Origin of the sequence: Streptomyces griseofuscus (assembly GCF_014673495.1) — a bacterium.
Lineage (GTDB): Bacteria > Actinomycetota > Actinomycetes > Streptomycetales > Streptomycetaceae > Streptomyces > Streptomyces murinus.
The window spans coordinates 372537-385478 of the sequence record NZ_CP051006.1 but is presented as its reverse complement, the minus strand read 5'-3'; the positions used below and the strand labels follow the sequence as shown (position 1 = coordinate 385478).

Here is a 12942-nt window from a genome sequence, read left to right as displayed (position 1 = left end):
CGTCACCTCCCCTTCGGCTGTGGCGCCCTGTCCGGGGCGGGTCCGAGGTACTGGAAGGCGCCGTCGCGCACCCGGTGGACGAAGCTGGCGGGGGTGCTGAGCTGCAGCATCTTCTGGTCGAAGGCGAAGTCCCGGCTGATGCCCCGGTACGTGGCGGCCTGGAGCGGGGCGACCAGCGCCTTGCGCGCCGGGCGCTGGCCCCGGATGGCGGTGAGCCGGTGTATCAGCAGGTTCGCCGCGTCGTATCCCTCGGCCGCCCAGAACGCGGGTGCGCGGCCGTACCGTCTGTGGAACGCCTGGGCGAAGGAGTGGACCCGAGCCGCGTCGGGACCGATCGCCGTGGCCACGACCGTCCAGCCCGCCGCGCTCTCCTCGGCGGCGAACCTGGGATCGAGCGCGGGTTCGGCCGCGTACTTCGGCCCCTCGAAGCCGGCCAGTCCCCTGGCCGCCCGGATCGCCCCCTCCAGCGGCCCGGCGTAGACGAACGCCTTGATGCCGGCGCCCCGCATGTCCTTCAGTACGGGCCCGAGGTCGGTCGTGCCGGCCGGGACGACGCGGGGGTGGGTGGCGTCGCCGTACTTCCGGACGATGAAGTTGACCATCTGGATGGTCTGCCAGGACACATCGCCTGCCGTGCGGTCCAGCAGGACGCCGACGGGGGTGGCCGCGCTGGTCGCCTCCAGGTGGAAGGCCAGTTTCATGGCGACCGTGCCGTGCAGGGGGCGGCCGCGTACGAAGGAGCGGATGTTCTGGTACAGGTTCTGCCCGGCGGACATGCTGATCACGGGCAGCAGGGCCGCGTCGTAGACGGGCAGCGCGGCCTGGGTCGTCTGGTCGGTACTCGAGCCGAGCACGGCCAGGACGTCCGGGTCGTCGGCGAGCCGCTTGGCCGCGGCGGCGGCACGCTCGGCCCGGCCCGCGTCGTCGGAGGTCTTCAACTCCAGCGTGAACGGCTTGTCGCGCCGGGCGTTGAACTCCTCCACCGCGAGCCGTGCCCCCTGCTCCTGTGCCTGCCCGGCCCCCCGGCCTGCGCCGCTGAGATCGGCCTGCACACCGAGCGCCCAACCGGGCGCGGCCGCCTGCCTCTTGCCGCTGCCGCCGGTGTCGCGGGCTGCCCAGGCGGCCACGCCGCCCGCGGCGAGCACGGCGGCACCGCCCGAGGCGACGGCGAGGAACCTGCGGCGCGACGGGGCGGGCGTAGGCGGCGCCTCGGCGAGCGTGGCCTGGATCTCGGGCAGGGCCAGCATCGCGGCCGACCGTTCGGCGACCGTGCGGACGACGTCGGCGGGCAGCCACTCGGCGGTGCCGGGGGACACGTCCTCCACCAGGGCGGCGTCCAGCTCGGCCGCGGAGGGCCGGTCGGCGGGGTCCTTGGCCAGACAGCGCAGCAGGACGGCGGCCGTCTCCTCCTCCACGCCGTCGAGGTCGGGGGCGTCGTGGACGGCTCGGTAGAGCAGGGCAGCGACGGCGCCGCTGCCGAAGGGCGGCCGGCCGGTCGCCGCGTAGGCCAGCACGCAGCCCAGCGAGAACACGTCGCTCGCGGGCCCGAGGTGCTCGCCGCCGGCCGTGGCCTGCTCGGGGGAGAGGAAGCCGGGACTGCCCACGACGAGGTCGGCGGAGGTGATCGCGGTGTCGTCCAGGGAGCGGGCGATCCCGAAGTCGATGAGGCGGGGGCCGTCGGCGGCGAGCAGGATGTTGCCCGGCTTGACGTCCCGGTGCACCAGACCGGCCTCGTGCACGGCGGCGAGCGCGCGGGCCAGCATCTTGCCGAGCAACCGTACCGTCCGCACGGGCAGCGGGCCGTGCCGGCCGACCGCGTCCGCGAGGGACGGACCGGGCTCGAAGGCCGTGGCCAGCCAGGGCTGTTCGGCGTCGGGATCGGCGCCGGTGACCTTGACCACCCACGGGCTGTCCACACGTCGGGCGGCGTTCGCCTCGCGGCGGAAACGGGCTCGGAAGGCGTCGTCGTGCGCATACTCGGACTGGATCACCTTGATGGCGGCGAGCGCACCCGACTCCGTACGGCCGAGATAGACGACGCCCATGCCGCCCTCGCCGAGCCGGGCGAGCAAGCGGTGACCGCCGATGAACGACGGGTCGGAGGGACGGAGGGAGCGGTCGGTCACTTCTGGGCCCCCAGTTCGCTGCGCACCTTGGTCTCCATCCCGGCCACCGCCCGTGCCTGGACGGTCAGCAGGTCGCTCTGGTCGAAGCCCTTGCCGCCCTCGACGACGACGGCGATGGTCACCGGGCCGAGCCGGACCTGGTTCCAGATGTAATACGTCGACCCCTTGCCGAGGGCCGGGTTGTCGTACGTGCCCATCTCGATGAGGTAGTCGTCGGCGGAGGTGTTGCCGTTCGTGCCGTAGCCGGCGCCCATGGAGTTCAGGCCGATGATCCGCTCGGTGGCACGCAGTTGCTGATCGGGGCAGCGCAGTGCCTCCTCCAGCGTCTTGGCCATCTCCCAGTCCGCCTGCCCGGCGGTGTGGTGCAGGGTGACGGTGGCGGCGGTGCGGACCTCGCCCTGCGCGCCGGCCGCGGGCAGCCGGCTGTAGCGGGTGAAGGTGGCGAGGACGTCGCCAGGCAGTGACTCCTGCCGCCAGACGCAATCGGCGCCCAGGACGGGCCAGTCGGCCGGGTCACTCTCGTAGGGGGAACGCTTGACGTAGCCCGGACCGTAGCTCTCCGGGCCCGCGGTGATGTCGCGGACCAGGCCCAGGGCGGTGGACGGCGTGGTGGGGACGCGCGCGGGGTCGACCGTCAAGCGCTCGCTGGTCACATTCGTCCCGCGCTGTCCAGCCGGTGAAGACGCGGCGGCGGAGGCGCTCGGACCGGTCCGGTGCCCACCGTCGCTCAAGCCGGAACAGCCTGCGAGCAGTACCCCGCACACGGCCAGCACCGTGTGTCCCCGCCTCGTACGTCGTTGCGTTGCAGCGCACGCCATGAAGCCCCCGATCACCATGCGTCTGTGCCAGTGTGCGACCGGAGCGAGTGTAGGGGACGCCGATCAACTCGCTTCTCTGGCAACGCGGTTGGCGTGATCGCGTGCTCGGAATGCGCCAGGCGGGTCACCCGGCTGCTGCGTGAGCGGAGGTGGCAGGGGGCCGGCCCGCCACCACCGGCACAGCCGGGGTCGGGGACCCGCCGCGTCGTCAGGCCTGGAAGGTGGGCCACCGGGCAGCCCCTGTTCCGGCCGACCGCCGAGACCGAGACCGTCGGTATCCACCTTTGGCTCCTGACGCCGGTTCTGGTGACCGAGCACGGCCTGTTCCGGGCTGGCCGCTCGCACGCCCTCGGTTCGGTCAGGCGGGACGTGACCCGAGCCCGCTCCGGTACCGTTGCGGACGCACCACCGGGGCGAGAGGTACCCCGGCCGGATCGGCAGTGATCCGTTCCAGCCGCACAGGGAGGCGCAGCTGCCGGTGTGCACCCGGTACGGGGCGAAGTCCACCAACGAGCGCTGGCAGCAGATCAGGCAGCACTCGTGGCCCGGCGGGTGGGACCGGCCGTGCGGGCCGTGCGCGCAGGAGGTCGCCGACCGTGCCGAGGCTTTGGTCGCGCGCCGTCAGGCGGAGGATGCCGAACGCGCGCCTGCGGAAGCGTCGACGGTGGAGTTCTGCATTTGGTTCGGCAGCGGGCCGGGTATACGGCTCTGACCACGACGATCCCCACCCCGGCCCGCTGCCGCACCGGACGTACGCCGCGCTGGTCGGCGGTCCGCTGGACGGGCTGCTGCTCGACTTCACGGGCTGGAGGCCGGAAGAGGTCGACGACGGCGTCGCCCTGATGACCGAGCCGGGCGGTGGTCCGGTGGCCGGGCGCTGTAGGGCCCGCGTTCCGACGAGCCCCGCGCATCCGGGCCCGTCAGTCGCGTGCCCTGTGGTCGGCAGTCGTCAGATCCCGCGCTTGGGACTGCTGCCGGGGCGGAGCCTGCCCGCCTCATCGAGGTCGTTGAGTACCGCGGGCAGGCCGACGCGCAGCATCTTGCGCCGGACGTGGCCCAGGATCTGGGCCATGAAGAACCCGCCGGTTCCTGCGAAGCCCGCGTGGTCGTAGGTGAAGCGCGTTCCTGTGGCCTGAGGCTCGATCCGGTAGGTGACCTCGGTGGTTTCGCCGCCGCCGTGGTCGGTCCACGAGTAGCGCAGCAGTCGCGGCTCGTCCACGTCCAGCACGACGCAGTCGACGATTCCACTCCACCCCGGCTTCGGCTTCGCGATGAACCGGAACTCGGTGCCGATGGTGGTGGCGAATCCTTCCGGTCGTGCCCCGGCGCCCGTCGCCGTCCACAAGGGAATGAGTGCCGGATCGGTGACCGCGCGCCAGACCTTCGTGGGGGAGTGCGGGTAGTCGCAGACGATGTGGATGGCGCTCATGGGGGCTCCCAAGGCAGTGCGGACGTCTCGCCGTAGAGAAAGTTACAGCAACTGAAAATATACAGTAGCAGTAATAATCGAGTCGCTGGACTACGCTGTCATGTGTGAGCACGGTGGACTGGACGGGATGGCGCAGACAGGTCGGGGAGCCCGCGCCCGAGGGACTGCGGGAGCGGAAGAAGCGTCTGACGCGGCAACGTCTGTCGGACACCGCGACCGAGATGTTCCTGGAGCACGGCTTCGACGGTGTTCGCGTTGCGGAGATCGCCCAGGCATGCGGTGTCTCGGAGAAGACGGTTTTCAACTACTTTCCCACCAAGGAATCGCTCATCCTGGACCTCGATGAGGCCACGATGACCGCCCTGCGCACCGGTCTGGCCATCCCTGGCCGCTGCCCGGTCGACGCGGTGCTGCGAGTCCTGTCCGACGAGTTGCACGGCATGACGTCCTGGATTGCCGCACAGGACGACTCGGGTCAGGCTGCCGCCATGATCAGGCGCTTCCGCGAGTTGATCCGGTCCACGCCCTCACTACGGGCCTATCACCGCGACATGACTGACCGGCTCATCGGAGTCGCAGCCGAGGCGCTGGCCCAGCGCACCGGGATGAGCCCGGATGATCCCGAGCCGCAGATCGCGGCAACGGCTCTGATCGGGCTGTGGCCCATCCAGTTCCGGAGCCTGGGAAAGCACCTGAAGGTCGTTCGCGCACCTGAGCAGGTTCATAAGGCGGTGACCGCCGACGTCCGCCGTGCAGCCAGGCTCATCGAGGCCGGCCTGGCCTCGTTCAAGGCTCTGGGGGAACCGCCGACACCCCTGCCCGCAACGCACTCCGAGCCAGAGAAAGGGCTGCCGACTCGTTAACACGCTCAGCCATGACCCCACCCGGTCCCTCGGGCAGGCGCGAACGGCATCGAAAGCGGCGCGAGTCCTGCCCACGCAGTACTCTCCCCGCAACAGCACCAGCGTCGACGGCTGCCTTGGCCAGGTGGTTGTGCAGCCTCCGGCGGCCAAAGGCAGCGCGGCGGACGTCGCCCGTAAGCGCCGTCCTGGTCAGCAGTAGCGTTCGCAGCAGGGCGATGAGCATGGCCTTACGCCGTGCAACAATCCCGCCGAAGCGGTCTACTTGCTCAACTCCGACGACGCGGACGGCGACAAGTTGTCCTCCGCGGGCCGGTACGAACTGCGCTTCCCCGGCGACGCCCTGCCCCCGGTCGACGCCTTCTGGCCGCTGACCGCCTGTGGCGAGGACATGAATCTCATCCCCGACCCGGCCGATCGCTACTCGGTGGGGGACCGGAGCGCAGGTCTGGGGCGGGACGCGGACGGCGGACGCAGGTGGCTCATCTCGAGGTGCTCGGCCCTCCACCGACGGGTAGCCAGGGTCGATCTACGGAACACCCGCGCTCCACCGTGCGGGTGCGGATCGGGCGGCTGAGTCGATGTCCGATGTGGTGGCAAGGCGATCCTGCTGAGTGCCGCATTCGGCGTGCCGGAGGCGGACGACGGCGTCGAGTCCGCCGCCGGGGGCTGCCTCCAGGGTGACCTCGCCACCTCCGGCGCGGGTCAGGTGCCGGACCAGTGCCAGACCGAGGCCGGTGCCGTCGTGGTCGGCATGGGGAGCTCGCCAGAAACGGTCGAAGGCTCGGTGCCGTTCGGCCGCGGTCATGCCGGGGCCCTGATCGATCACATGCAGCTCGGCCATGAGCGGGGCGTGGCCGCTTTGCGCGGGGGTGTTGACGACGGCCAGCGTGACCGAGGTTCCCGGTGCGGACACACGGAGCGCGTTGGAGAGCAGGTTGTCGATGATCTGCTCCAGAGCGCCCGGGACTACCAGGACCGGCACGGACGTCCCTGCGGACACGAGGATTTCGACCTGCTGTTCGTCGGCGAAGGCAGTCCAGATGGCCGCCCGGTCGGCGACGACGGCACTGAGGTCGGCCGCCTCTGCCCGGATCTCGGTGTTTTCCAGCCGTGCGAGCGCGAGCAGACCCTGCACCATGCGGCTGAGGCGCTCCAGCTCCCCGAGCGCCTTGTCGAGGCTGCCCTGTGCGCAGGGGGCGAGGTGCGGCTCGAAGTTCTCCAGGCGCAGCCGTAGTGCGGTCAGGGGGGTCTTCAGCTGGTGTGACACGTCGGAGGCGAACGCCTGCTGAGCCTGGAGCAGGTGCTGGAGCCGGGTCGCGGTCCGGGTGAACGACGCGGCGAGCCGGCGCAGTTCCGGTGGCCCGCGGTCGGTGGCCGGTGGATCGGTGATCCGGCCTTCGGCGAGTTGAGCGGTGGCGCGTTCCAGGGCCCGCACGGGCCGGGTGATGGAGCGCGCGAGAGCGAACCCGATCAGGGAGGCGGCGGCGAGGACCCCGAGCCCGGCGGCGGCGAGGACCAGCCAGGCGGTGTGCACCCTGGCCTTGAGCGGGACCAGTGAGTACACCGTACGCACCACACAGGCGACGGATGCGTTGGAGCCGCCGGGGACGGTGACGAAGAGGTGTTCATCGTCCGTGGGCGGGGCCCTGCGCGTGCCGACAACGGGGTGATCGTGAAGTGCTGAGGAGATGTCGGGCTCGGCGGACAGGTCCTTGCCGACCATGGCGTGGGCAGCGGTGTCGGTGAGGACGACGCCCCGGCGGTCGGCGACGAGCACGGTGCCGCCGGTCCGCTGCCCGTACGCGTCGGCCAGTTCGGGCAGGTCGGCTGTCAGACCGTGCTCCATCTTGTCCTCGCAGACCTCGGCGAGTGTCATCGCGCCTTGCTCCGCAGTGTGGGAGAAGCGGGACAGCTCGCTTCGGGCGTAGAAGACGCCGAAGGGCACTTCGAGCGCGAGCAGGACGAGCAGTATCAGGCTCAGGTGGCTGAGCAGGAGGCGACGCGTCACCGGATCTCCTCGCCGCGCACCTGCACCGCGGCGGACGTGGCGTCGAGGTGTGCCGGGAGGGCGAGGCGGAAGCCGATTCCGCGGATGTTCTCGATCCAGGACGCGTCGCCGAGTTTGCGGCGCAGCGCGGCGATGTGGACGTCCAGGGTCTTGGTGGGGCCGAAGAAATTCGGTTCCCAGACCGTGTCGAGAATCTGTCGGCGGGAGCAGACGGCACCAGGGTCCTCGGCGAGACAGGTGAGCAGGTCGAACTCCTTGGGCGCGAGGGCGATGGACGACTGGTGCAGGCGCACCTGCCGGGTGCGACAGTCGATGGTCAGAGGGCCGAGCCGCTGGATGTCGGGTGTCCCGGGGTGCCTGAGTTCGTCCGAGGGCTCTGCGGATCCACGCTGAGTGTCCGCAACCGCGGGGCGGGCGCGGCGGGTCACGGCACGGATCCGGGCGACGAGTTCCCGTACGCCGAAAGGCTTGGAGACGTAGTCGTCCGCACCCAGTTCGAGACCGAGTACACGGTCCACCTCGTCGTCTCTGGCAGTGATCATGATGATCGGCACTGACGAGCGGGACCTCAGCGCCCGGCAGACGTCGATGCCGTCCATGTCGGGAAGCCCCAGGTCCAGCAGCACCATCGCCACCTCCGGCCCGGCGAGCCCCTCGGCCCCCGTTCTGGCGTGTTCCACGGTGAACCCGAAACGGCGCAGTCCCTCCGCCAACGGCCCGGCCACCCGGTCGTCGTCCTCGATCAGCAAGACACGCATGCCGGAAGGCTCACAGACGGCGGCCACCGCGCGTGGCGCAAACGCCGCAAGCTCCCCCGAGTCAGTGATCTTCCACGATCGGCCCATTCACTGAGGCGCGTCGTGTTGACGACATCAAGGAGCCGGCCAGCGTGGCGCTAGCCAAGAGTTAAGACGTCGGCCGCCGGCCCTCGCGCGCCCAGGTGGCAGTCGCAATCTGATCCAACGTCAGCTCGCGGGAGACGGCGTCCTCCTCGGCTGTGCGGCTGGAATCGCGCGAGGCGAGACGCCGCTTCGGGCAGATCCCATGCAGCCTGCTGTCTTTGCTCTGGCAATTCGCTTGATCGTCTTCCCGTAGCGTCGGTTGCGCGGCAGGTGCCACCAGAGCACCACCGGACAACCGCCACCGCGAGAACCAGGGACACCGCATGCCCCATGACGAACTAGGTCTCCTCCGCCCTGACCTGGCCGAGCCCTTCGCGACCGCACTCCCGGGAGCACGTGCCACCGTGCTGAGCCGCCTGTGGGGCGCCTTCGCACGAGAACCGTTGCCCGGTGTGACCGCGCGTCGCCGTGAGTCCGAATCATTGGTCGTCGAGCTGCAAGGCGGCGGTTCACTCACGGCGGCCGAGGCCGACGCCCGGCCGTTCGCCGAAGTCGCACGGGACTTCGCCGTATCGGGGCCGGACGGGCCGATCAGCGAACCGGCCCACCTGCTGGCGCAGCTCGGCCCGCGTACCCCCGCGGCGGAGCGGCTGGCGGCCGAGCTCGACAACAGCGTCGTCAACCTGGCCCTGGCCAGGGCCGCTAACACGGGCCGCAGGGTTCCTCCGGCCGACTCGGCGGATGCTGAGCAGGCGGTCGTCGACGGCCACCCGCAGCACCCCTGCTGCCGGACGCGCACCGGCATGTCCCTCGCCGATGTGCTCGCCTACGCGCCCGAGCACCACCCGGTCGTCCGGCTTGCGCTGCTGCGGGTTCCGGCCGACCACTGGCTGGGCGCCGGCGACTGGCCGCGCACACTGCGGGACGGCGACGCGTACCTGCTGCCGATGCATCCCTGGCAGCGGGACCACGTGCTCGTGCACCACCCCGACTTGGCCGTCGTGGAGGAGACGATCCCGGCCCGCCCGTTGCTGTCGCTGCGTACCCTCGCACCGCTGGGCGTCCTGCCGGGATGCCACATCAAGACCTCGCTCGACGTTCAGGTCACCAACTACCGGCGCACCATCTCTCCGGCCGAGGCCGCCGATGGGCCCCCCTTGTCCGACCTGGTCGAGGCCGTCGTCGACAAGGCCGGACACAGCGGCAGCCTGCGGGTGCTGCGGGAGCTGGGCGGCGGCTCGGTGTGCGTGGACGGACGTCCCGCCGCGAGCCTCACCGCCATGATCCGCGAATCGACCGAACGCCACCTCGACGCCGGGGAGATCGCGGTGCCGCTCACCGCCGTCCACGCGACCGGAGCCGCCATGGTGTCGGGCGACCCGACGCGCTGGCTGGCGGACCTGGCCGGGCTCGTCCTGCCGCCGGTCCTGACGCTGCTGTCCATGGGGGTGGCACTGGAGGCGCACGGTCAGAACACCCTGGTCGTCCTGCGAGACGGGCGGCCGGTGCGGGTGCTGTACCGGGACCTGGACGGCGTACGGGTCAGCCCGCACCGCCTGGCCCGATACGGCTTCACGTTGCCGCCGCTGCTCGGCAGCCGCGCTACCGACGACGTGGGCGCCTTGCACACCAAGCTCTTCGGTGGCCTGATCAGCGGGGTCTTCAGCGAACTGGTCGACGTCCTCAGCAGGGCCCGGGCGGCTGACCCGCAGGTGCTGTGGGGCGCGGTCGCCGAGGTCGGGCGCAGCGTTTTCGCCGGCCTGCCGGATCAGGGGGACGCGGCAGCGTTCTTCGCGGACACGGTGCCGCTGAAGGCGACCATCGCCATGCGACTGGCCGAGAACCCGGGCGCTGCGCAATGGACGTCCGTTCCCAACCCCTTGGCGTTGTGCCGCTGACCGCCGGCACCGACCGCTGTCCCACTGGAGCGACCACATGACCACCAGCGCAGCCCCCCACACCGACATCGCCACCACCGTACTCGCCCGGACCACGGAGCCGTCGCGGACAGCCGACATCGTCACGACCCACACACTGCTCAACTGCCTGATCCGCGAGGTGTCCGCCCCCGAGCACCAGATGACAGTCGTCGACGACCATCTCCTGCTACGACTGCCCCGCCGTGATCTCCTCCTGCGTACGGCCCTGCGCCGAGTCTCGCTGATCGGAGCGCACCGCTTCCAGGGCTCGGTGCAACGGCTCGACGGCGACGCCTGGGTGAGCGTGGACTGGCGCGAGCTGGCCGCCCTCGTCCAGGACGAGCTGGAACAGCGCACCGGGCTCGGCAACGAGGAGTTCCTGAGCCAGGTCGCCGACAGCCGGGAGACGATCCGCGTCGTACTGGAAGAGCGGGCGGGCGCCCAGCCGCACGCGGACCCGTACGTGGCCTCGGAGCAGTCCCTGGTGTTCGGCCACCGCTTCCACCCCACCCCCAAGGCCCGTACCGGCGACCCGGCGGACTGGCTGGTGTTCGGCCCGGAGACCGGTGCCCGCTTCCGTCTGCGCTATCTGGCCGTACGCCGCCACCTCGTGCGTGAGGAGGGCGAGACCCACGCGCTGGACACGGTGCACCCGGGCGTCGACCCGGAGTTCGCCGTACTTCCGGTGCACCCCTGGCAGTACCGGATGCTGAAGGACCACGACCGAATGCGCGAGGCGGTCGCCGCCGGAGATGTCGTGGACACCGGCACGGGCGGCCCCGAGTGGGTGCCGACCGCATCGGTGCGGACCCTGTACGCCCCCGAGACCGACGAGTTCCTGAAGTTCAGCCTCAACGTCCGCATCACCAACTGCGTCCGCAAACACGCCGGCTACGAACTGTCCGGCGCTGTCGCCCTCACACGGCTGCTCCAGCCCGTCTTCGCCGAACTCGCCGGCCGCTTCCCGGGGTGCGCGCTCCTGGCCGAGCCCGGCTACCGGACCCTCGACACGGCCGGCGACACCGCCCTCCTGGAGGGCTTCGGCGTCGTCGTCCGTTCCGGTCTGCGCCACCATCTGCGTCCCGGGGTGACACCCCTCCTCGCCGCCGCGGTGGCGGACGAGTATCCGACCGGCTCGGCCCATGTCTCGCGACTGCTCGCCCGCGGCGACGGAGATGTCCTGGCCTGGTGGGACGCGTACCTGCGGCTGTTGCTGCCGCCGGTGCTGGCCGCCTACTTCGAACACGGTGTCGTACTGGAACCCCACCTGCAGAACGTCGTCGTCGGCGTCGATACCGACGGCACACCCGCGCAGATGCTCTTCCGTGACCTGGAGGGCACCAAGCTCCTGCCCGGCCGCCACCGGCAGGCCCTCGCCGACATCCCGGCCGATGTGCGAGGTGCCCTCACCTACGATCCCGAGCAGGGCTGGAACCGGGTCGCGTACTGCCTCCTGGTCAACCACACCGCCGAAATGCTCGGCGCCCTGGCCGACCTCGATCCGACGCTGGAACCCGCCCTCTGGGGCCTGGTCCGCGACCACCTCGCCGCCTATGCCCGTACCGCGGCCGAACCGCCGCGCCTGCGCGCCCTGTTGTGCGGCGTACCGCTGCCGGCCAAGGCCAACCTTCTGCTGCGCTGGTCCCGCAAGGCGGACCGCCACGCGACCTACGTGCCTGTGCCCAGCCCACTCGGCAGGGGCTTCCCCCGCGAGGTGGTCCGATGAGGCCCGGGGCGTCCGACCTGTTCGTCGCACTGCCCGGCGACGATCTGCCCGCCTACGTATACGACCTGGCGGACCTGCGTGAGCACGTGCGTACGATCCGGGCCGCACTGCCGGAACGCGTAGAGCTGCTGTACGCGGCCAAAGCCAACTCCGACCCCGGGATCCTGCGAACCCTCGCCGGACACGTGCACGGCTTCGAGGTGGCCTCCGGCGGTGAACTGGACCACGTCCGCGCCATCGTCCCCGACGCACCGATCGCCTTCGGCGGCCCCGGCAAGACGGAGCAGGAGCTGACCCGCGCGCTGGACGCAGGAGCGGAACGCCTGCACATCGAGAGCGAACACGAACTCCGCCTGCTCACCACCCTGCTGGGCGACCGGACCGTGGAGGTACTGCTGCGCGTCAACCTGCCCGTCGACGTGGGCCGAGTCGCCCTGGCCATGAGCGGCGGGCCGTTCGGCATGGATCCCGTACGACTGGACCGCTGCCTCGAGGTCATGGAGTCAGCCCCGGGCGTCCGACTGCGCGGCCTCCACCTCCACCTCGCCAGCGGCCTCCAGGCCCAGTCCCACCTCCGGCTCGTCGACAAGATCCTTGCCTGGGCCGAGAAGTGGGCCCGTGACCGCGGAATCGACCTGCGTGAAGTCAATGTCGGCGGCGGAATGGGCGTCGACTACGCATCTCCGCCCGCAGTGTTCGACTGGGCCGCCCTTGGCGCCGGACTGCGCCGGGTCCTCGCCCGCCACCCCCACCTCACCCTCCGGATCGAACCAGGCCGCTCGGTCACCGCCTACTGCGGCTGGTACGTCACCGAGGTCCTGGACATCAAGTTCAGCCGAGGGCACGCGTTCGCCGTGCTGCGCGGAGGCACCCACCACCTGCGCACGCCGGCCGCGAAACAGCACGACCATCCCTTCGAGGTGATCCCCGAGGACACCTGGCTCCGCCCCTGGGACCGTCCGGAGGTCCGCGACGAGCCGGTGACGCTGGTCGGACAGCTGTGCACGCCCAAGGACGTACTGGCAAGCCGGATCATGACCGAACGGCTGCGCGTCGGCGACCGTGTGGCCTTCGCCATGGCCGGTGCCTACGCATGGAACATCTCCCACCACGCGTTCCTCATGCACCCCCACCCCACCTTCCATCACCTCGACGACGTCGGCGCGCCCGTGACAGGCGACACATCCGGCCGCCGGACGTCGTGAGCGCCG

General features: G+C 71.0%; 10 protein-coding genes. 5 read left to right on the top strand and 5 right to left on the bottom strand.

The genetic code is table 11. The features are described from left to right. Positions 1 to 2 precede the first annotated feature (2 nt). The 3 genes from HEP81_RS01835 to HEP81_RS01825 all read right to left on the bottom strand — a co-directional run bounded on the left by HEP81_RS01835 (position 3) and on the right by HEP81_RS01825 (position 4373). A complete protein-coding gene (locus tag HEP81_RS01835; RefSeq protein ID WP_037652171.1) occupies positions 3 to 2126 on the bottom strand; it encodes a bifunctional serine/threonine-protein kinase/ABC transporter substrate-binding protein in 2124 nt (707 codons plus the stop codon). Next, entirely contained in the window at positions 2123 to 2779 is a 657-nt protein-coding gene (locus HEP81_RS01830) for a hypothetical protein (RefSeq protein WP_051849920.1), read from the bottom strand. Before HEP81_RS01830 ends, HEP81_RS01835 begins: the two co-directional genes overlap by 4 nt. A gap of 1114 nt (positions 2780 to 3893) precedes the next feature. Beyond that, positions 3894 to 4373, bottom strand: coding sequence for an SRPBCC family protein (locus tag HEP81_RS01825; protein ID WP_037652175.1), 480 nt, complete (start codon positions 4371 to 4373; stop codon positions 3894 to 3896). A gap of 104 nt (positions 4374 to 4477) precedes the next feature. Here HEP81_RS01825 and HEP81_RS01820 point away from each other — a divergent pair, with 104 nt between their 5' ends. Both HEP81_RS01820 and HEP81_RS42555 read left to right on the top strand, forming a co-directional pair. Next, positions 4478 to 5236, top strand: coding sequence for a TetR family transcriptional regulator (locus HEP81_RS01820; protein WP_243279259.1), 759 nt, complete (start codon positions 4478 to 4480; stop codon positions 5234 to 5236). 262 nt (positions 5237 to 5498) lie between these two features. Continuing rightward, positions 5499 to 5810: a DUF1214 domain-containing protein gene (locus HEP81_RS42555; RefSeq protein WP_037652177.1), complete on the top strand. Its 312-nt coding sequence runs from the start codon at positions 5499 to 5501 to the stop codon at positions 5808 to 5810. On the opposite strand, the gene HEP81_RS01810 is transcribed toward HEP81_RS42555, so the two are convergent. Both HEP81_RS01810 and HEP81_RS01805 read right to left on the bottom strand, forming a co-directional pair. Then, positions 5763 to 7244, bottom strand: a complete 1482-nt coding sequence (locus tag HEP81_RS01810) for a sensor histidine kinase (protein WP_037652180.1) — start codon at positions 7242 to 7244, stop codon at positions 5763 to 5765. The genes HEP81_RS42555 and HEP81_RS01810 overlap by 48 nt on opposite strands. Further along, on the bottom strand, positions 7241 to 8002 hold the full coding sequence (locus tag HEP81_RS01805; protein WP_037652340.1) for a response regulator transcription factor: 762 nt from the start codon (positions 8000 to 8002) through the stop codon (positions 7241 to 7243). Before HEP81_RS01805 ends, HEP81_RS01810 begins: the two co-directional genes overlap by 4 nt. A gap of 536 nt (positions 8003 to 8538) precedes the next feature. On the opposite strand from HEP81_RS01805, the gene HEP81_RS01800 reads away from it, so the two are divergent. From HEP81_RS01800 to HEP81_RS01790, 3 genes are read left to right on the top strand one after another with little or no spacing between them, the layout of a single operon-like run. Further along, positions 8539 to 9984, top strand: coding sequence for an IucA/IucC family protein (locus HEP81_RS01800; RefSeq protein WP_243279258.1), 1446 nt, complete (start codon positions 8539 to 8541; stop codon positions 9982 to 9984). A 37-nt stretch (positions 9985 to 10021) separates the two neighbouring features. Beyond that, complete coding sequence (locus HEP81_RS01795; RefSeq protein WP_037652184.1) at positions 10022 to 11731, top strand: IucA/IucC family protein; 1710 nt, start codon at positions 10022 to 10024, stop codon at positions 11729 to 11731. Then, on the top strand, positions 11728 to 12936 hold the full coding sequence (locus HEP81_RS01790) for a type III PLP-dependent enzyme (RefSeq protein ID WP_037652186.1): 1209 nt from the start codon (positions 11728 to 11730) through the stop codon (positions 12934 to 12936). The genes HEP81_RS01795 and HEP81_RS01790 overlap by 4 nt, the downstream gene beginning before the upstream one ends. Positions 12937 to 12942: the final 6 nt, after the last annotated feature.

Excerpts from the sequence above, each read along its gene's own strand:
- HEP81_RS01825 (WP_037652175.1), bottom strand. The coding sequence starts at position 4,373 with ATGAGCGCCATCCACATCGTCTGCGACTACCCGCACTCCCCCACGAAG.
- HEP81_RS01805 (WP_037652340.1), bottom strand. The coding sequence starts at position 8,002 with ATGCGTGTCTTGCTGATCGAGGACGACGACCGGGTGGCCGGGCCGTTG.
- HEP81_RS01795 (WP_037652184.1), top strand. The coding sequence starts at position 10,022 with ATGACCACCAGCGCAGCCCCCCACACCGACATCGCCACCACCGTACTC.
- HEP81_RS01790 (WP_037652186.1), top strand. The coding sequence starts at position 11,728 with ATGAGGCCCGGGGCGTCCGACCTGTTCGTCGCACTGCCCGGCGACGAT.